The organism is Maribacter taeanensis (assembly GCF_047345145.1).
Classification (GTDB): Bacteria; Bacteroidota; Bacteroidia; order Flavobacteriales; family Flavobacteriaceae; genus Maribacter_C.
Genome location: NZ_JBLFER010000005.1, coordinates 1 through 18,731, shown reverse-complemented (window position 1 = coordinate 18,731; position 18,731 = coordinate 1). Strand labels below are relative to the sequence as shown.

Annotated in this window: 18 protein-coding genes; 6 read left to right on the top strand and 12 right to left on the bottom strand. The window is 36.9% G+C overall.

Going from position 1 to position 18,731, the window contains the following annotated elements; all coding sequences use genetic code 11:
* Nucleotides 1-2: 2 nt before the first annotated feature.
* Nucleotides 3-1,667, bottom strand: coding sequence for a peptidase domain-containing ABC transporter (locus tag ACKWCD_RS15120; protein WP_413984794.1), 1,665 nt, complete (start codon nucleotides 1,665-1,667; stop codon nucleotides 3-5).
* Nucleotides 1,668-1,676: 9 nt separating this feature from the next.
* Nucleotides 1,677-2,348: a TetR/AcrR family transcriptional regulator gene (locus ACKWCD_RS15115; RefSeq protein WP_413984793.1), complete on the bottom strand. Its 672-nt coding sequence runs from the start codon at nucleotides 2,346-2,348 to the stop codon at nucleotides 1,677-1,679.
* A 316-nt stretch (nucleotides 2,349-2,664) separates the two neighbouring features.
* Here ACKWCD_RS15115 and ACKWCD_RS15110 point away from each other — a divergent pair, with 316 nt between their 5' ends.
* Together ACKWCD_RS15110 and ACKWCD_RS15105 are read left to right on the top strand one after the other, a co-directional pair.
* Nucleotides 2,665-3,228 carry a DNA-3-methyladenine glycosylase I gene (locus ACKWCD_RS15110; RefSeq protein ID WP_413984792.1) on the top strand — a complete coding sequence of 188 codons (564 nt, stop codon included), beginning with the start codon at nucleotides 2,665-2,667 and terminating at the stop codon, nucleotides 3,226-3,228.
* Nucleotides 3,229-3,261: 33 nt separating this feature from the next.
* Entirely contained in the window at nucleotides 3,262-3,852 is a 591-nt protein-coding gene (locus tag ACKWCD_RS15105; protein WP_413984791.1) for a hypothetical protein, read from the top strand.
* 24 nt (nucleotides 3,853-3,876) lie between these two features.
* On the opposite strand, the gene aat is transcribed toward ACKWCD_RS15105, so the two are convergent.
* From aat to ACKWCD_RS15080, 5 genes are all read right to left on the bottom strand, one after another.
* Entirely contained in the window at nucleotides 3,877-4,509 is a 633-nt protein-coding gene (gene aat, locus ACKWCD_RS15100) for a leucyl/phenylalanyl-tRNA--protein transferase (protein ID WP_413985051.1), read from the bottom strand.
* A gap of 146 nt (nucleotides 4,510-4,655) precedes the next feature.
* Entirely contained in the window at nucleotides 4,656-5,033 is a 378-nt protein-coding gene (locus ACKWCD_RS15095; RefSeq protein WP_413984790.1) for a DUF3127 domain-containing protein, read from the bottom strand.
* 200 nt (nucleotides 5,034-5,233) lie between these two features.
* The gene (locus ACKWCD_RS15090; RefSeq protein ID WP_413984789.1) at nucleotides 5,234-5,854 is read right to left on the bottom strand and encodes a hypothetical protein; all 621 of its coding nucleotides are present in this window, start codon (nucleotides 5,852-5,854) and stop codon (nucleotides 5,234-5,236) included.
* Nucleotides 5,855-5,919: 65 nt separating this feature from the next.
* On the bottom strand, nucleotides 5,920-6,726 hold the full coding sequence (locus tag ACKWCD_RS15085) for a hypothetical protein (RefSeq protein WP_413984788.1): 807 nt from the start codon (nucleotides 6,724-6,726) through the stop codon (nucleotides 5,920-5,922).
* A gap of 76 nt (nucleotides 6,727-6,802) precedes the next feature.
* Nucleotides 6,803-7,675, bottom strand: a complete 873-nt coding sequence (locus tag ACKWCD_RS15080) for a flavin reductase family protein (RefSeq protein WP_413984787.1) — start codon at nucleotides 7,673-7,675, stop codon at nucleotides 6,803-6,805.
* 116 nt (nucleotides 7,676-7,791) lie between these two features.
* Between ACKWCD_RS15080 and ACKWCD_RS15075 the strand changes: the two genes are divergently transcribed.
* Nucleotides 7,792-8,940: a sensor histidine kinase gene (locus ACKWCD_RS15075; RefSeq protein ID WP_413984786.1), complete on the top strand. Its 1,149-nt coding sequence runs from the start codon at nucleotides 7,792-7,794 to the stop codon at nucleotides 8,938-8,940.
* A 3-nt stretch (nucleotides 8,941-8,943) separates the two neighbouring features.
* Entirely contained in the window at nucleotides 8,944-9,300 is a 357-nt protein-coding gene (locus ACKWCD_RS15070) for a hypothetical protein (protein ID WP_413984785.1), read from the top strand.
* Here the strand turns inward: ACKWCD_RS15070 and ACKWCD_RS15065 are convergent.
* Entirely contained in the window at nucleotides 9,290-9,679 is a 390-nt protein-coding gene (locus ACKWCD_RS15065; RefSeq protein WP_413984784.1) for an HIT family protein, read from the bottom strand. The two genes, ACKWCD_RS15070 and ACKWCD_RS15065, sit on opposite strands and share 11 nt — an antisense overlap.
* A 74-nt stretch (nucleotides 9,680-9,753) precedes the next feature.
* A complete protein-coding gene (gene greA, locus ACKWCD_RS15060) occupies nucleotides 9,754-10,230 on the bottom strand; it encodes a transcription elongation factor GreA (RefSeq protein WP_413984783.1) in 477 nt (158 codons plus the stop codon).
* 174 nt (nucleotides 10,231-10,404) lie between these two features.
* On the opposite strand from greA, the gene ACKWCD_RS15055 reads away from it, so the two are divergent.
* Nucleotides 10,405-10,845, top strand: coding sequence for a Rieske (2Fe-2S) protein (locus ACKWCD_RS15055; protein ID WP_413984782.1), 441 nt, complete (start codon nucleotides 10,405-10,407; stop codon nucleotides 10,843-10,845).
* Here ACKWCD_RS15055 and ACKWCD_RS15050 read toward each other — a convergent pair.
* Nucleotides 10,842-13,082 carry a TonB-dependent receptor gene (locus ACKWCD_RS15050; protein WP_413984781.1) on the bottom strand — a complete coding sequence of 747 codons (2,241 nt, stop codon included), beginning with the start codon at nucleotides 13,080-13,082 and terminating at the stop codon, nucleotides 10,842-10,844. The genes ACKWCD_RS15055 and ACKWCD_RS15050 overlap by 4 nt on opposite strands.
* A gap of 452 nt (nucleotides 13,083-13,534) precedes the next feature.
* Between ACKWCD_RS15050 and ACKWCD_RS15045 the strand changes: the two genes are divergently transcribed.
* Nucleotides 13,535-16,018: a hybrid sensor histidine kinase/response regulator gene (locus tag ACKWCD_RS15045; RefSeq protein ID WP_413984780.1), complete on the top strand. Its 2,484-nt coding sequence runs from the start codon at nucleotides 13,535-13,537 to the stop codon at nucleotides 16,016-16,018.
* On the opposite strand, the gene ACKWCD_RS15040 is transcribed toward ACKWCD_RS15045, so the two are convergent.
* Together ACKWCD_RS15040 and ACKWCD_RS15035 are read right to left on the bottom strand one after the other, a co-directional pair.
* Entirely contained in the window at nucleotides 15,993-17,360 is a 1,368-nt protein-coding gene (locus ACKWCD_RS15040; RefSeq protein ID WP_413984779.1) for a sigma-54-dependent transcriptional regulator, read from the bottom strand. The two genes, ACKWCD_RS15045 and ACKWCD_RS15040, sit on opposite strands and share 26 nt — an antisense overlap.
* A gap of 399 nt (nucleotides 17,361-17,759) precedes the next feature.
* The gene (locus ACKWCD_RS15035) at nucleotides 17,760-18,062 is read right to left on the bottom strand and encodes a hypothetical protein (RefSeq protein WP_413984778.1); all 303 of its coding nucleotides are present in this window, start codon (nucleotides 18,060-18,062) and stop codon (nucleotides 17,760-17,762) included.
* Nucleotides 18,063-18,731 lie beyond the last annotated feature (669 nt).

Here is an 18,731-nt window from a genome sequence, read left to right as displayed (position 1 = left end):
TCTTAGTTTACGGAAACGATTTTTCCATGATCCATAGTAATTATTTTCTCGCAGCGACCAATCCATTTTTGATCTTGACTAACTACTACCAATGACCATGGATTGCTTTTATCAGTCAAGAAATTCATAATGCGCAATGCATCAATTTCATCGAACTGATTCAATGGGTCTTTGAGTAACAGCAGTTTTGGTCTATGCACGACACTTCTGGCCAAAACTATTTTCTTAGCCACGGTATTGGGGATTTGTTTTCCTTCTGGATAAATTATGGTGTTCATTCCCTTAGGTTGTTTTTTTACAAATTCTTGTAAACCAACTGATTCAATTGCCCATTGTAAATCCTTTTGCGGGATAGACGTATCGCCAAAAGTGATGTTCTCAAGAATGGTACCTTCAAATGGACTTTCCTCTAACAATGATTGCCCGATAAATGAACGGTAATGATTGGGGTGAATACCTCTTAATGAGATGTTATTTATGTAAACATCACCATCTGTAGGTTCTAGAATACCAGCAATCAATCGAAGAAGTGTAGATTTTCCTGAACCATTTGAGCCAACGATTAATTGTGAGCTTCTAGGCTCGATTTTTAGTGAAATATCGGTCAAAATGTTCTCTTTTTCATTGACACCAAACGAAACACTTTCTAACTCTACATTAAAGTCTTCAGTTTCCGATAAGGGAAATTCTCCCTGTTGATATTCCAAATCTTTATCCACAACCTGTCCCAATTTTTCTAAGGAAGTTAAGAGGTCATAAAAAGTTTCTAGGCCTCGAATTAGTTTCTCAACCGAACTTATTACCAAAAGAATAATGATTTCAGCCGCCACAAACTGACCAATATTCATTTCTTGGTTAAGAACCAATAGTCCACCAATCAATAACAACCCACCAGTCACCAGAACTTTGAACCCAATCATTTGAACAAATTGGATCACCAGAATACGGAAATGACTCTCACGAGCCTCTAGATAATCGGTCACCAACAAATCATTCTTGTCAACTGCTAAACTGGTCTTTCCGGAGAGTTTAAAACTAACTAGAGACCTAGCAACTTCCTGGATCCAGTGGGCAACCTTATATTTTTGCTGTGATTCGTTTAGGCTAGTATCCATACCTTTTTGTACTGTAAACTTGAAAACAACATATATAAGAAGTAGTAATAGTATTCCGTAGATAATAAAAAAGGGATGATAGAAAGATAACAGTAACAGTCCAAAAATTATCTGGAGTATCGACGCTGGAACATCCAACAAGATTTTCGATAATCCCTTTTGCACATTAAGGGTATCAAAAAACCGATTTGCTAACTCTGGCGGATAATAATCACGTAATTCACTCATCCTTATTTTCGGAAAGCGATAGGTAAATTCGAAAGAGGCTCGAGTGAAAATCTTTTGCTGTATGTTTTCAATAATTCGTATTTGCATCAACTGCAAAATGCCTGCAAATGCTACACCACCTGTAACAAGAATAACCAAGATTACCCAAGAAGTACTTATTTGGGCTCCTTGTATAAGATTGATGATTGCTTGTATGCCCAAAGGCAACGAGAGATTAACAAAGCCTGCGAAAATAGCATAATAAAAGGTCTGTAAAACATCTCTTTTGTCTAGTCTCAACATACCTATGAGCCTCTGCCAAGAGGTTAAAACATTTTTAGCCATGCCTTGTAATTATTTTAGTGAGGTGAAAACCAGGTGGAGAAAATATTTCGTGGGATCGCTATTGTTATGACAATCGGTCAATGAACTAAAATGATCCTTCAAAAAATGTTGGTGTAGTGAGCCTTCTAAAATAGTACTCGCTAGACTACTTGGGTAACTATACTCATTATTTACTGCACTAATCATTTCACTAATACGAGTAACCAATCTTTTGTAAATCACAAAATAGCCCTCTTTATTTTCGGCGTCTACTTCTTTGGTCAAATACGATTTGGAATATTCATTGATAACAATCTTGTTCAATAGCACCTCGTTAATATGAGAAAAAGAGGAATCCTCAACCGTTGTCCTAGTAACTACTGAAATAGCTTTTTCCAACTTCTCTGAAGGGTCAGCAATACTATTGGTTGAAAACACCAATTGATACTCCAACCAACCCCAATACCAAGAGGTCAAATAGAGTAAAAGTTTGTGTTTGTTTTCGAAATAGCGATAAATTGAACTCTCATTGGATCCGATTTGACCACCTAATTTCTTAAATGTAAACCGCTCAAAACCCATGTCATTAATCATGAGAATACTCTGTTCTATAATCCGTTTTCCGAGGTCGGAGGATTCCGGATCTTTAACATAAATCTTTTCGTTGATTCCGATTTTAACAGATTGTAAAAGACGTTCCATTTGTTTGATTTGAAATATAATAACGCAAATATAATAGTATTACTATCATAATATAATAGTTTAACAACTAATTAACGAAAGTAATGCCTTTAAAATATGAAATGACCTTTATATTTGACTTGTGTTAGTTTAGTTACTGTTCTTTGCTACACCGGTCATGCTTCGATTATTCTTCGCTAGCTAATTGAAGGGAGACATGACCGGTGTTCGAAGAACAAAATTGGCTTTGCAGGTTGAACACCCAAATTTTAGAGCCTTCAGAAAGTTTTACCCATCTTCCTATTTTTCTCCTATCTTTATTTCAACAAACTTATTTATGGAAAAACACAGATGCGGATGGTGCGCAGGCGATGAACTCTACGAAGCCTATCATGACCTAGAATGGGGCGTACCCGTAAAAGATGATGATACCCTTTTCGAGTTTCTAATTTTAGAAACCTTTCAAGCAGGTCTAAGTTGGATTACCATTCTCAAAAAGCGAGAAAATTTCCGAAAGGCCTTTGATCATTTTGACTATAAAAAAATCGCCAAATACGAGCAGAAGAAAAAAGATGCCCTCTTACAAGATGCAGGTATCATACGTAATAAGCTCAAAGTAAATGCTACTGTGACAAATGCTCAAGCCTTTATGGAGGTTCAAAAAGAATTTGGAAGTTTTAGTAAATACATTTGGGGTTTTGTAGACGGAAAACCCATTAAGAACAAATTCAAGAATTACAAGGACGCACCAGCAAATACAGAGCTTTCTGATGCGCTGAGCAAAGACTTAAAGAAAAGAGGATTCAAATTCGTAGGAAGTACGGTAGTCTACGCTCATATGCAAGCCACTGGAATGGTAAATGATCATGAAGTGAGTTGCTTTCGATATAATGAAGTTTGACATTCTACGTTGAATAGATTACAATCTACAACCATGAAAAGAGAGTGCCCTGCGATTTTAATTCTGTGTTTTCTATTCTTCGGATTTTTTGCTTCTGCCCAGATTACATACGAACGTGAACATCGTATTCGAAAAGTTCAATTTCCGGAAAATGCGGTAGCGTACATTCAGGAAAAATTAATGGACGCCAAACACATTCGCTACTATAAAGAAATAGATAGTTCTGAAGTAAACTACAAAGTCAAATTTAAAAAGGAGCGACTTTGGTATGGTATTGAGTTTGACAAAAAAGGACTATTCGAAAATATTGAAATACTGATTAAATCAATAGACATTCCTGATGAAGCTTTCGAGAAAATGGACTCCTATCTAAAAACCCATTTTAAGAGATACAGAATCCGGAGAATACATCAACAATATCCTCCAATGGATCAATCAGAAGTCGAAACTTCTGTTAAAAATGCTTTTCAAAATCTCATGATTCCCTCAAATAATTATGAATTGATTGTTTCCGGAAAACAAGAAAAGGGTACAGACCAATATGAGGTTCTCTTTGATGCAGATGGTGATTTTATATCCATCAGAAAATCATTACCTCCCAACTATGATCACGTGCGGTATTAGATTTCTATTATAAATCTTTTCATTTTAGCCTTGTAGAATTTTCATAAAATCAGCCCGGGGAATCTCTCTTGCCCCTAAACTTTCTAAATGTTTCGTATAGAGCTGACAATCAATAAATCCACCTTTTTCCTGAAACTCTTGAGCTAATTTTATAAAAGCAAATTTTGAAGCATTACTCGTTTTACTGAACATACTTTCACCACAAAACACATGACCCATATCAACACCGTACAAACCTCCAACAAGAGAATCATCTTCCCAAACTTCGTATGATTTTGCATAGCCACTTTCATGTAATTTTAGATAGGCCTTTTTCATATCGTAAGTAATCCATGTGCCTTCTTGGCCGAATCGTTTTATAGTTGAACATTCCTCCAAAACTCTTTCAAAACAAGTGTTTTTGGTCAGGCGAAATCTATTGCTCTTGATTACCTGCCGCATACTCTTTGAAATTTTGATTCTATCTGGAAATAGAATCATTCTCGGGTCAGGACTCCACCAAAGAATCAACGAATCTTCATTGAACCAGGGAAAGATTCCAGATTGATACGCCAATACCAATCGTTCTGGAGACAAATCACCTCCAACAGCCAATAATCCTTCGGCATTGGCTTTCTCCACAGAAGGGAATTCCAAGCGTTCAGAAAGGAAAAACATCGGATTATGATTACTGTCTTTTTTCAAGCGAACGAATTTACTTAAAGATATCTAAAGTGTTATGAATAAGAAAGACCTATCCAGATAAATCTAAATAGGTCTTTAATTCGATTTTCGTCTGTGTTGAAACGAAAATAAATTTTTTCTTAAAATGGAAGGTCGTCGTGCTCTTCCTCGTTTAAATTGTCAGCAGGGGCAAAAGCCTCAGCTGGAGGTACTGGCGGCATTCCTTCTGTTGGTTGCTCCGCTTGTAAGCTTTCAATACGCCAACCTTGAATAGAGTTGAAATATTTTACTTCTCCTTGAGGGTTCGTCCATTCACGACCTCTTAGGTTGATGCTGATTTTAACCGATTGCCCAACACCATAATTATTTAAAAGATCGGTTTTGTCTTGTACAAACTCAACCATAATATGTTGTGGATATTGCTCTTCTGTAGTTACTACAATTTCGCGTTTTCTGAATCCGTTGTTTCCAAATGTTTGGGTCTCTCCGACCATTTTTACTTTTCCTTGAATTTCCATGATTATGAATTATATGTGAACTAAGAGGTTATTTTGAAGTAAGTCAATCATTATTTTACGTCTTTTTTTGCGCCATACGGGGCAAAAACAGCCAATAAAAATTCTAATCACACACTTTAAAACAATCTCAGATTAATATGCGCTAAATGTACTTTTATTCACATAATTCACCTAGAAAATTAAAAAGAAGTTATTAAATATTATAACCGATAATAAAGCTTAAATGAAAGTGCAGGATGAAACCGAGTATCAAAAACTTCTTTGTAGTAAGGGTCACCTATTCCAGCAAAAAGAGCTCTTTCCTTTCTTACCTGGTTAATTATGTTGTTGTACTCCTGATTTAAAACTCTGAAACCAAAACCTCCTGAAAAGTTCAAACCAAAATGTTTTCCTGTATTTAAGAATAAACCGTATTTCAGATGCAAACCATATTTTTGACGGTTGAAATCTGCTTGAGCATAGGTATAGTCGGTTCCCGTTGATGACTCGTAGCCCTCATCACTAAATGTGTTAAACTGATCAATATAAAAGAATTCTATAGAAAGATATTTGACCGTTCTTACTTTTGGATTTAATATCAGAAAAACTTCAGGCCTAATTTCCCAAAGACGATAAGCTGTTCTTTGTTTCTCAGAAAAATTAAAATTTATATTCTTGCCGCCATAGCCAAAATAGGAACCAAGCTTCAAATGACTATTTATATGCTGTATATAACCTGCTTGCCATCTTGGCGCATAAGGATCTAAAAAAGCGGGTGGATTAAATAAAAAATAGGAATTTTTGTTTTCAGATGAATTGATACTATCATCCTGAGATCTCAAATAAGAAAGGCAATTTAAATTAATAACAATAAAAAGAATAAGTAATCTCATTGTTCTTAAAACAATCAGGCTTTAGGATACCCTACTATGTAAGTTCCTAATTTTTTCCCGTTTGCCCTTTTCGCTGCACCATGCTCCCAATAAAAATTGTTTTTCCCTAAGCCTTCTAAAAGTTCATCAATATCTTTTGCCGAATACATTCTAGGTAGTGAAGCCTGCCCATCCCAAGCATAGCAAATGGGAATGATTGGTATCAAATAGGTAAACACAATTTGTCGCCAAGTCAAAGGCCTTACAAAGGGAGTCATGAACCAGGTCATAATCATTAAAATCACTAATGAAATTGGCAGTAAAATAACCCAAATTAATAGCGGTATTTTATTTTCCGCCATTTCATAAATCAATATAGGCTGTTGATTCTCCTCAGCAGATTTCAAAATTTTACGAGCCTTTTCAGGCGGCATATGATGAAAACTATTAACGAAAGTTTTGAGTCCCTCAGGCACAGTACCCATCTCTGTTGCATCTACTGGAGTTTCTAGATAATTGATGTTATCAGCAGTATTCTCATTAAAACGTCTTGCAACTTCTTTGTTTGGATAAAGGTCAGTCATCAAAAGTTCGAGATGTCTCAGACTATCTAATTCTCGTAGGGCCTCCATCGTATCAGGCATTGCACCACTTGAGCCGGAGCCTAAATCAACAATTTTAGAAATGTTTTTTTCTTTAATAACGCGATACATCAAATAGGCCAATACTTCACTTACGCCCATCATTCTATGCAGTACCATAATCAAATTGGTCATACATGTTCTTAGCCATATAGGAAACCAGGGATAATCTTCGAACTCAAATAACTGTATACGCTTCATCCGTCCTTTTTTATAAAATTACTTTGTGAGCAAATATGTTTGCCCATACGGGGGATGTTACTACTTTATAATTGACCTAATGGGCCAACAATACTTTCCAAGCGGAAAGCACATCATTATTTTCTAAGTATTCTTGCGCTTTCAATTCAATCTGTTCGCGTTCTCCTCCACTTAAAATAGTTCGAATTTCAATTTGAGATGCAACAAAATCAGCTACCTCTTCTTTTGAAGGAATTTCATCTACGTTACCCAACATACCCAAATCATTTCCGGTTAAAATATTGCTCAAACGAATCCTTTCAGGTATTTGATCAATTCCAATTCCTAATGAAGAAAGGGGTTTGGGTACCTCAAACATACCTAAATTGGCGCGGCTGTACCAATTTCCTCCCATGCGAGCAACTTGGTCAATTTTATGCTGATCAATACTTCCATTTTCATCCAAAACAGCTTTATGTATGTGTATTTTTACGACCTCCGAAAAAATTAAGTTCCCTGCTCCACCATCTTCTCCGAGTGCCTCGACTTTTGTAACCTTACACTCAAATTGAACCGGTGACTCCGCAACCCGAAACGGTTTTACGCTATCCGATTTCAACATGGTCAATCCCGCTTTTTTAAACTCATTGACACCTTCTCCGTATTCTGTGCTCGACAATGACATTTGCTGCACGATGTCATAATTTACAATATTGATAACCACTTCTTTTGTGGCTAGAGCATTTTCTAATGTATGCTTTGTCGTATTATTTCTAACTCTTCGCGCAGGCGAAAAAATAAGAATCGGCGGATTTGCGCTAAATACATTAAAGAAACTGAAAGGCGATAAATTGGGATTTCCATCTGCATCAATTGTACTTGCAAAAGCTATAGGTCTTGGCCCAATCGCGCCCAATAGATAACCGTGCAATTTGGGGGTCGCCAACTCTTCAGGAAATATAGAAATCATGTCTACCATACGTAGTATAAAGGTACATAAATTGAAGGGATAGAAAACGGTCTAAAATCAACCTAACAAATATTTATCTCCTTTTTCCACTATCTTTGAACTAGAACGCCCTGTGGATGAAATTTAATCCTAAAAACAAAACTTCCAACCGTATTTTACTCGTAGCTGCATTTGCTATTGTGAGTCTTATTTTATGGAATACGAACAGCTTTTTCAAAAAATTCAAAGAGGAAGAGCGTTTTAAAATGGAAATATGGGCAACTGCTCAATCAGAACTTCTACAAGCGTCTATTGATGACGACCCGGGGAATCTCACCATTAAAGTTTTACAAAACAATAGGTCTACTCCTATGATTTTGGTCAATAAAGACGGGTCTATAAAAACAAATAATATTCCAGCAGAGATGGCCTCTGATACTAACTATATCAAAGAGAAAATTTTAAAATTTAGTGGTGAAAATTCCGCAATAAATATTGACCAGCAGGGGGAACATTTAGCAACACTTTATTATGGAAACTCGGAAGTTCTAAATAAATTGAAGTACTATCCCATCGCCTTATTACTTATTATTTTGCTCTTCGGAGCTGTTATTTTCTTTTTCTTTAAAACGAATAAGGCGTCAGAACAGAACAAACTTTGGGCGGGTATGGCAAAAGAAACTGCACATCAGATCGGTACGCCCCTCTCCTCTCTTTTAGGTTGGAATGAACTTCTAAAAGCAGAAAATATCAACCCTGAAATAACTAGGGAGATTGAAAAAGATATTTCTCGATTAGAGACAATTACTGATCGGTTTTCAAAAATTGGTTCGTTGCCAAAACTTGATGCATATGATATTGTAAAAGAAACTAGAGAAGCTTACGATTATCTTAAATTAAGGAGTTCAAAACTCATTCATTTTTCTTTTGATTCGAAAGTGGAGTCTCAAATGGTCATGCTCAATCAATCACTATATAATTGGACTATTGAAAATTTAGTAAAGAACGGAATTGATGCCATGAAAGGTCGGGGAAGTATTGGAATTCAGATTGTTCCAGATGGTAGCTATGTAACTATTTTAGTCTCAGACACAGGTCATGGCATTGCCAAAAGCGATTATAAAGCTATCTTTAACCCCGGAGTAACCTCAAAGAAAAGAGGTTGGGGTCTCGGACTATCGCTCGTTAAAAGAATAATAGAAGAATATCATCAAGGAAAAATAAAGGTACTCTCATCGAGCAAAGAAGGTACCATAATGCAGATTTCCTTAAAAGTAAATACCTAAGTAATGGCAACCAAAAAATTGGTAGTTATAAAAGAATTTGATCTGAGTAATAACTGCCCAGAATGTTTTAATCAAAATCTAAAGCTTACCTTTTATCAAAAACATATCTACGGAAAGCTTTTTCACCGCACTACCAATCAAGTTACGAATCAGATTGTCTGCAATACATGTGGTTCAGATATTTATCCTGCAAAATGGACAGATGATATTGAGCGTATCTTCAACTATTATCAAAAAATGGCTGTGCCTGAAAAGTCTTCTTTGAAGTTCACTACACTTTTCTATGTTTTATTATTTGTATTGATTGCCCTAGGGGGTGCAGCGACGTACCTATTCTCTGAGGGAATACTTACAATTTAAATCGAATCTGTTCTGCTATCGCTTCAAATTCATTCTTTTCAAGACTAACTTTGCTTTGAAAAGTAGCATCTTTCATTTGGCTCAAGGGTATCAGATGAACATGTGCATGAGGTACTTCTAAACCTATTACAGTGATTCCAACGCGTTCGCAATCGATGGCGGCTTCAATGGCTTTAGCCACTTTTCTTGAAAATAGCATTAAACCTAAATAGGTCTCCTCATCTAAATCAGTTATTTTATCCACTTCTTTCTTTGGGATACAAAGTGTGTGCCCTTTCGCATTCGGATTGATATCTAGAAAAGCAAAGAAGTTCTCGTCTTCGGCAATCTTATAGCAGGGAATCTCCCCGTTGATGATTTTCGTAAAAATGCTTGGCATTGCTATTTTTTAATAGTTAAAACAAAAAATCCTATCATGATAATGACAGGATTAAATATAAAGCTTTAAAACTTTTACTCCCTTGTAATCTCTAAAATATCAAACTTAATAGTTCCATTAGGCACTGTGATTTCTGCCACATCACCGACTTCTTTACCCAATAAACCTTTTCCAATAGGAGAATTTACCGAAATCTTCCCTGATTTTAAATCTGCTTCACTTTCAGCAACCAAGGTGTACTTCATTTCCATGCCATTGTTCTGATTCTTCAACTTTACTGTTGACAAAACCAAAACTTTTGAAGTGTCTAACTGAGATTCATCAATCAATCTTGCGTTCGCTAAAGTATCTTCCATTTTAGAGATACGCATTTCTAACAAACCCTGAGCTTCTTTTGCAGCGTCATACTCGGCATTTTCAGATAAATCACCTTTATCTCTTGCTTCAGCAATCGCTTGAGATGCCTTTGGTCGTTCAACGTCTCGAAGATGGTTCAATTCGTCTTTCAACTTTTTTAAACCTTCTGCTGTATAATAAGATACGTTACTCATAACTTTTGCGTTTAATAGGTGAACTCATTACCGTTTTTCGATTCGGGACTGAGCTCAATAAGAAAATCCTCTAAATTGAACCGTGCCTGCACGATTATTAGAGAGGATTTAGGGCAAATATACATTTTTTTTACTCAATTTTGTAGCAGACATCCTACGAAATAACACTACTATATGAAACGAATTTGGGGCCTTATACTAATTGTTTGCTTGCTTTCTTGCGACAAAGAAAGAACCAATCGAAATCCATTTTTGCAAGAAATTAGTTTCCAGTTTGAACTCAATCTTAACTTACCCTTATACAGCCCATTAACGAACGATGGAAATTCTATTTACGTAGGCAATAGCCAGGCTGGAACCCGTGGCGTTTTTGTGGTTAATACCGGTTTTAATACGTTTCGCGCTTTTGAGGCGAGTTGCCCCAATCATGCACCGAACGAATGCTCTACAATGACCCTAAATAACCAAGTAGTAACCTGTGCTTGTGAGGATTTTGAATACAGTGTCTACACCGGACAACAGTTCTCGCCACCGGAAGATGGCACACGCTATTACAATATGTTAGAGTACCGTGCTTCGTTTAGTGGCGGTAATGTTGTGGTTATTTCTAATTAAAATCGCACCGTGACTCCCAGTAAAAAGTTTGTCCCCGCTTGCGGATAATAGCCTGCTCCTTCAACCGTAGTAATCGTTCCAGGATTCGAAAAATCATCATCAAACGTAAAGAAATACCCATTGGTCACATTCAACTGATTAAAAACATTGTTTACCAATCCCGAAAGGGTGATACTTTTTACAATTGAATTGCATTCGATGATGTACTGTATATTCAAATCAGTCTGTGAATAGGCGTCAAGGATTGATACTTCAGAATCGATATTTCCCATATATTGCTTACTGACGAATTTGGTAAGTGCTGAAATTTGAAAATTTTCAGAAGGTACGTATGCCAAGCGATTTCCGATAACCATATTGGGGGAAAATGCAATATTGGTATCTCCCAAATTCTGAACCACACCGTCACGTTCAAAAACAAAATCTTTATTCTTGTTGGTGCTTAGTGCCATATTCGGACTCCATTGAAACTTATCTCCTAAATTCACATTTGCATCAATTTCCAACCCTAGTCTATAACTATCGCCTACATTTTCACGAAGTGGAGCACCCACATCATTTAACTCTCCTGTAAGTACCAATTGATTCTCATAATTCATGAAGTACGCATTTGTACTAACTTGAACAGTAGGTGAAACATAACGCCAACCCAATTCAAAATCATTTAACCGCTCTGGTTCAGGGCTTCCATTCTCATAATCGTTTCGGTTGGGTTCTCGATTCGCTACAGCAAAAGAAAAATAGAAGTTGTTATTTTTATTCATGTCAAAAGTTACACCAGCCTTCGGGTTGAAGAAATTGAATGTCTCGTTTACTAATCCGGTTTCCTCACCATTTGCCTCATAACCCACAGTTCGATATTGCAAATCACCAAACAGACTCCATTTGTCATCTAAACGATAATTCGCTTTAGAGTAGATATTAAAATCTGTCTTTACAGAATTATCATCGTAGTAACGTTCGTTATTACTGTTTCCATTCGTAATTCGTGCCCAAATTACCTCTCCAAAATGATCTCCCTCGTATTTGTTCCATCCCCCGCCTATGATGAAATCTAATTTTTCATTCACATAATTTGCCGAAAAGACGGTTCCATAAAAATCATTATCTAGCCAACGCCTACGGGTATAATCGGTAGATGTTACTTCTTGACCATTTAACATAAAGCTTTCACGGCCTATAAAACTTAACTGTGAATCTTCTTCGAATAAAACTGCGGTCGTAAACCAATCATCAACGTATTCCTCAAAGAAGCCTCTGCCTCTTGTATAGTGAAAGGCAATGTTGGCACTCCAATTGCTATTTAGGGTTTCGTTCCAAAGCAATTGTGCATGATCTTGCTTGTAATTGTCTACTTGGTTTTCATAGAAGCCTTCTGGATTTCCATTCTCGTCAAATTTATTCCCTGCCGGATTAAAAGTTCTATCTGCTTCTAAAGTAGCTGCATCAATACCAAACCAAGATTGGTATGTAATTTCGTGTCCTCCAAAAAGCAGTGCTTTTATCAAGGTGTTATCATCCTTATAACTTCCTTGAAGAAAATACGAATCTAGTGCTGAGGATGCTCTATCGACATACCCATCCGAAGTAATTCTTGATAAGCGACCTGCGATTTCAACATGGTCTCCTAAAAGTCCGGTACTGAATTTAAGGTTATTACGAAGTGTATTAAAACTCCCAATAGAAGAAGAAATTTGTCCGTATGCTTCTTCTGAAACGCCGTCGGTCAACAAATTCAAACTGGCACCAAAAGCACCCGCACCATTTGTTGAAGTACCTACACCGCGCTGCAATTGCAAACTTTCCGTAGAGGAAGCAAAATCAGGCATATTCACCCAAAAGGTACCTTGCGATTCGGCATCATTATAGGGAATTCCGTTAATCGTTACATTCACTCGCGTCGCGTCACTACCACGCACTCGAATTCCTGTATAGCCAACTCCCGCTCCTGCATCAGATGTAGTAACAACTGAGGGCAAGAAGTTCATCAGAATAGGAATATCTTGCCCCAAATTTCGAGGTTTGATCTGTTCTTTTGTTAAGTTGGAAAAGGTAACCGGAGTTTGATTGGTTACTCGAATCGCCGATACAAATACTTCGTCTAAAACGACTTTTTTACCTTCTAAGGTATCGGTTTGTTGCTCTTGGGCCTGTGAGGCCATTGTTAGCCCAATTAGAGCTAAAATTGTGACAATAGTTTTAATGCGATGCTTTTTATTGTTTTTTAATGTTCGCATTGAACCGCTCTTTTGTTGAGCGGATTTTAAAGAAAAAATTGAATAGAGCGGTTTCATTCGTAAAAATGTTTTACGAATAAAAGGGGCTATTATTCTAAGTTAAAAATTGATTTTGTCCAGTTAAGGACTTTTGATTCCAAATTAGGCTAGCCATCGTGCCGGCTGGCCCCTCGCTAAAAATGTCTACTAGACATTTTATTAACGCTCGGTCCCTTAGCGGCATTACCCGCCCAGGTTCATTGGGTATAATCTCAGCTTGTCCTGAACTCGTTTCAGGACCTTTACATCCATACACGATTTTTTCAGAAGTTCGCACCCCTTTGAGATGGGACAAAGGTAGTTCCGAAATTCAAATTATCCATCTAAAAACAACAAATAATTAACTTTTCACAAAAAACAAAATCACTGTTACATACGTATCTATTTTAAGGATAGGTATTGAGACGCACCGTATGAACGACAAGTCAAAGAACAAATTCACTTTTAAGATTATATTTAGCTATCTGGTATTGGCCATTCTTGCCTTGGCCTCTGGTTACTTTATTTATACGGAAATAAACACGTATTTATCTTCTGAAACCGCTGAAGAAAACGACGCAAAGCTACTAAAAACAGGGTCTTTTCTCACCCAACTCTATGAAGCAGAAAGTCTTTCGAAACTGGCTTTACAGTCCAAAACAAAAGAGAATTTCAATGCCTATTCGCTAAAAATCGATTCCATTTTTATGGAAATTGAAAGCCTAAAACAACTCACCAATAGCGCGAATCAAAAGGGCTTGTTAGACAGTGTTCATACCCTGCTTGAGCAAAAAGTTGCCAACAGCAGTGAGCTACTAAACCTCAAAGTAAAGAACGATGCCAATAGTTCTATCGACAAGGCGCTAAAGGAGTTTTCTAAAATGGAGGCTTCTCTTGGAAAAATTACTGCAGAGGGCCTTGCACCAAACATCAATGAATTATCGCCAAAAGCACAAAAGGTAATCCGTGATGTTGCAGCGTATCTGAATGCTAATGTGCCTGCTAATAATGATAAGATTACCAATTCAAAACAAGTCGATTCTATCATAACTGCTTCTAAACTTCTATTGGCCAGGGCAAAACAAACAGATTCGAAGACACAGCGTTTCCTTGCACAGAAAGAAATGCAAATCAACCAGAATGACCTGGAACTTTCGCAACAATTGCGGACTATAATCTCTGCCTTTGAGCAGGAAGTCTTGGTGAGTTCTTTCAATGATAATCTTAAAAAGAAATCCGCCTTAAAAAGAAGTATCCGCCTAGCGGGATTTGCAGCCTTATTAGGGCTAATAGTAGTAGGCCTATTTGCCTTTTTAATTAATCGAGATTTCTGGCGTATTCAAACCTACCGACAAAAGCTGGAGAAAGAAAAAAGGTATTCCGAATCCTTATTAAAAAGTAGAGAACAGCTTATCTCAACCGTTAGTCATGACCTTCGTTCTCCTTTGAGCACCATTTCAGGCTATACTGAACTGATGGAAGGCACAGAACTCACGCACAAGCAAGAACGTTATTTGGGCAACGTAAAATCAGCATCAGACTATGTAGGTAATCTGGTGAATGATTTATTAGATTTTTCTAAGCTCGAAGGCGGTAAACTGAATATTGAGAACGTTCCTTTTATCGCAGCAAATCTCATTCAAGAAACTGCAGAATCACTACAAGCAACCTACAACAGCAAGAAAATAAAATTGTTCTTAGAGATAGATCCGAAACTTCAAAAAACAGTTTTAGGTGACCCGTTTCGAATACGTCAAATTCTCACTAATTTGATTGGAAACGCCTTTAAATTTACAGAAGATGGACAGATAACCATAAAAGCCAAAGCTACTTCTTCAAGAGGAAAATCATTGCTTGCCAAAATAGAGGTCACTGATACCGGCATTGGAATTGCAAAAGAAAAGCAACATCTTATTTTTAACGAATTCACGCAGGCAGATTCCGCAACAGAGAAGAAATTTGGAGGCTACGGACTAGGTCTTACCATTTCAAAAAAACTAACGGAACTACTAAAAGGCACTTTGACTTTAGACAGTAAGCTAAATCAAGGAAGCACTTTTACTCTTCAATTACCCTTGCAAATTACGAGCAAATCTGCAGAGGAGAATTCAGAAGTTTCCTATCTGGTTCCAAAATTACGTTTGCTGATTATTGATGACGATACGGCCCTGTTGGGAATGTTACAAGAATTAACGGAGAGCATGGGTATGACCGCCCATACCTTCACCAATTTTTTACAAATTGAAAAGGATTCCCATCTCGGTTATGATTTGGTATTGACCGACATTCAAATGCCACAGATAACCGGATTTGAGGTCTTGGAAAGACTGCGGTCTGGAGAATTCAAACACTACAAAAAGCAGCCTATTATCGCCATGACCGGGAGAAGAGATTTAGAATCAGAAGCCTATACCTCTATCGGTTTTAATCAAGTACTTCAAAAGCCTTTTTCAAAACGAGAACTTATCGGAATGCTAAAAATGCTTGGCTTTAAGGCCGAGGAAATGGAAGAGGTTGTACCGACAACTCCCCTAGCTACAGATACTTCAAAAGAAATCGTTTACGAACATTATGATTTGGGTATTATTCATTCCTTTTTGGGTACAAATGAAGATGCGATTCATGAGGTAATGCAAACCTTTTTACGGGACACTCAAACAAATATAAAGCTTCTCGAAGATGGCATTTCTAAAATAGACTACACCCAAGTCAATCAAATCGCGCATCGCATGTTGCCCATGTTTCGACAATTGAAAGTGGCTATTGTACCTACCCTAGAACGCTTAGAATTGGCCAAAACAAGTACCATGAATAAAGGGCAATTGGCAGATGCTTTGCATCTGATAAAAGAGAAGACTTCAGCACTTACAGCAGAAATTGAAGGCAAATGGTCTACAAGTCCAAATTATAGTGATTGATTTTATTGTAAAGCGTTTTACGAGTCACTTGTAGTAGTTTTGCAGCTTTTGATTTATTGAAATTTGTCTTTTTCAACGCTTTGATAATGCGATCTTTCTCAAATTCAGATTTTGAAAAATCCGCGACTTTTAGAGGTTTTCCTTCGAATTCAATGAGCTCCTTCGGAAGCACATGCAACTCCACCTCATTACCAGTTGTTAGTAAAACGGCCCTCTTGATAACGTTCTGAAGTTCTCTTAGATTACCTGGCCAATGGTATTCTCGAAATACATCCCAAACGGAATCAGAAAATCCGTGAATGTTTTTATTCAAATTTATATTCGCCTTCTCCAAGAAATGTTCTGCAAACAAGATTAAGTCCTCAAAGCGATCTTCTAGAGAGGGAATATGTATTGAGAATTCGTTCAGCCTATGGTACAAGTCTTCGCGAAAAGTTCCTTTCTCTACAGCTTCATTTAAATCTTCATTAGTCGCTGTAATTATGCGTAAATCTACTTCTATTTCTTTGGTGCTTCCAACGCGCTTAATTTTTCTTTCTTGTAAGGCTCGTAGCAATTGTATTTGATTTTCATAGGACAAATTTCCCACTTCATCAAGAAAAAGTGTTCCGCCATTTGCGGCTTCAAAATTCCCTATTTTATCTTCAATAGCTCCGGTAAAACTTCCTTTGACATGTCCGAAAAACTCACTCGTTGCCAATTCTTTAGGAATCGCCCCACAGTCAACAGCCACAAAATTGAATTGCTTTCGAGAACTATTGTCGTGAATTGCTTTTGCGGTTACTTCTTTACCCGTGCCACTTTCTCCGGTAACTAAAACAGACATATCTGTAGGGGCCACTAGCCTAATGTGCTCCTCTAGTTTTTTCGAAGCTTCACTAACACCGTGCACAATTTGAGCTTTATGAATTTTTGGCTTTACCGCCATAAATTCTTCAACGTCAACGCTTTTTGTAGGTTCAAGCGTTTCTTTATCTTCTGATTTGCTCTCAAGAGCCTTTGCAATTAATTTGACAATCTCATCAGGTGTAAATGGTTTTGCTATATAATCAAAAGCGCCTTTTTTCATTGCAGTAACGGCACTACCAACCTCTGCATAACCCGTCATCACAATAACAGGCATGTTTTGGTTCTTTTGTTTAATATCGGTAAGCAATTGTATTCCGTCGTAATCAGGAAGACGCAAATCCGTTAGCACCAAATCAAATGTATTTTCCTTCAGCTTTGATTTTGCATCTGGCGCAGTAAAACTTACCGTTACCGTATAGTTATGTTTTGTCAAGAACTTTTGAAGCATCTGGCCAAATGCAGCATCGTCCTCAATTATCAAGATGTTTGGCATAAAAACTTTCTCGTTTTAGATATGTACGTAAAAATCGTACTCTAAAGCTGTTTGAAGTTCAATTTTAACTTGAAAAGCTAACGAAAACAGCTCTTTTTAAGGTAGATAGGTGCTAAAAATAAAAAGGCCTCACCACATGGCGAGACCTTTTTGGCCTTAAAGATTGAAGGGCATGTCATCTTTCTGGCCTATGCTTCTTAGCAGCCGTAGGGAGCTATTTAAATCAACAAAAACAGGGTTTAGTCAGACTTAGCGTTTCGGTAGACTTTGTTCAATAAAGAAGTTTAGTGTTGTCTTTTTAAACTCGCAAAAAAAAGAAAGGGGTTGTACATGTACAACCCCTTTCTGACCAAACCAACTTGATACAAAACAAATAACTCAAGTTTACTTTTAAAGATCTTATAGTTCGATCCAGTTACCTTCTGAATCAGCATACAAAGTTCCAGAAGTACCATCTTCTAAAGACACCTCTAACTTGTACTGCGCTGCTTCGTTAACATATGCTTTATTAATTGTAGCTGTAGGATAGTTTTTAGCTACCGCTGCAGTTACTGCTTCTGGTAATTCAGCTACCTGAACTTCAGCAAAATCGTCTTGTGCAACCGCTGCTTCAGTTGCAACAGCTTCTACTGCCGCTTCTTCTTGAGCGAATGCTGTCATTGTTCCTAAAGCCATTACCGCTACTAACATTAATTTTTTCATGATTTTCAATTTTATGTTCGTAATTAAATTCGAAGAGTGTATTGAAAATATGATACCAGTTTTTCGACAAACTACAACTAGTTGATTATCAATTATGTAAAAAATACACCTATCTGTTGAAGTGTATAATAGTGGGTATTTAGAAATGGAAATGTGTAAAAAGTAGGCACTTCTAGATCTCTTAGACCGAACAAACTAAAAATTCTTCAGCCTATAAAAGCGTATTTTATTAGAATAGGTTTTTGGCGCATATGCGTAATAGCGATCTAACTTGAATTCAAGTTATATATGCCTAAAATTTTTCAAGAATAGTGTGTTGATTTTGTATGAACGAACTGATATCATTGGCCTAAGAAAGTATTTTTTAGTTTTAACTTTCGATTTGAAGAAAACTTTATGCCTGAAATCAAAGTAGATTTTTTCTTATAATAAGTGTTCATATACAACTTGGTGAGTGAATAAGCGCAAGTCGACAATTTAACACGTATATACACCTAATATTGGGTGTATATGTGTAGGAATTTGCTAAATTGCTGATATACACTAGTTGTAAGTAATTTTAGGCAAGATTTTTGATTAAGTTATATAGATAATCGAACCTCCTAATTTATGAGAACGTTTTTACTACTCACTTTACTTGTATTTACGGCTTCAATTAGTGCGCAGGAA

Excerpts from the sequence above, each read along its gene's own strand:
- ACKWCD_RS15120 (WP_413984794.1), bottom strand. The coding sequence starts at position 1,667 with ATGGCTAAAAATGTTTTAACCTCTTGGCAGAGGCTCATAGGTATGTTG.
- ACKWCD_RS15115 (WP_413984793.1), bottom strand. The coding sequence starts at position 2,348 with ATGGAACGTCTTTTACAATCTGTTAAAATCGGAATCAACGAAAAGATT.
- ACKWCD_RS15110 (WP_413984792.1), top strand. The coding sequence starts at position 2,665 with ATGGAAAAACACAGATGCGGATGGTGCGCAGGCGATGAACTCTACGAA.
- ACKWCD_RS15105 (WP_413984791.1), top strand. The coding sequence starts at position 3,262 with ATGAAAAGAGAGTGCCCTGCGATTTTAATTCTGTGTTTTCTATTCTTC.
- aat (WP_413985051.1), bottom strand. The coding sequence starts at position 4,509 with ATGTTTTTCCTTTCTGAACGCTTGGAATTCCCTTCTGTGGAGAAAGCC.
- ACKWCD_RS15095 (WP_413984790.1), bottom strand. The coding sequence starts at position 5,033 with ATGGAAATTCAAGGAAAAGTAAAAATGGTCGGAGAGACCCAAACATTT.
- ACKWCD_RS15085 (WP_413984788.1), bottom strand. The coding sequence starts at position 6,726 with ATGAAGCGTATACAGTTATTTGAGTTCGAAGATTATCCCTGGTTTCCT.
- ACKWCD_RS15080 (WP_413984787.1), bottom strand. The coding sequence starts at position 7,675 with ATGATTTCTATATTTCCTGAAGAGTTGGCGACCCCCAAATTGCACGGT.
- ACKWCD_RS15075 (WP_413984786.1), top strand. The coding sequence starts at position 7,792 with ATGAAATTTAATCCTAAAAACAAAACTTCCAACCGTATTTTACTCGTA.
- ACKWCD_RS15070 (WP_413984785.1), top strand. The coding sequence starts at position 8,944 with ATGGCAACCAAAAAATTGGTAGTTATAAAAGAATTTGATCTGAGTAAT.
- ACKWCD_RS15065 (WP_413984784.1), bottom strand. The coding sequence starts at position 9,679 with ATGCCAAGCATTTTTACGAAAATCATCAACGGGGAGATTCCCTGCTAT.
- greA (WP_413984783.1), bottom strand. The coding sequence starts at position 10,230 with ATGAGTAACGTATCTTATTATACAGCAGAAGGTTTAAAAAAGTTGAAA.
- ACKWCD_RS15055 (WP_413984782.1), top strand. The coding sequence starts at position 10,405 with ATGAAACGAATTTGGGGCCTTATACTAATTGTTTGCTTGCTTTCTTGC.
- ACKWCD_RS15050 (WP_413984781.1), bottom strand. The coding sequence starts at position 13,082 with ATGCGAACATTAAAAAACAATAAAAAGCATCGCATTAAAACTATTGTC.
- ACKWCD_RS15045 (WP_413984780.1), top strand. The coding sequence starts at position 13,535 with ATGAACGACAAGTCAAAGAACAAATTCACTTTTAAGATTATATTTAGC.
- ACKWCD_RS15040 (WP_413984779.1), bottom strand. The coding sequence starts at position 17,360 with ATGCCAAACATCTTGATAATTGAGGACGATGCTGCATTTGGCCAGATG.
- ACKWCD_RS15035 (WP_413984778.1), bottom strand. The coding sequence starts at position 18,062 with ATGAAAAAATTAATGTTAGTAGCGGTAATGGCTTTAGGAACAATGACA.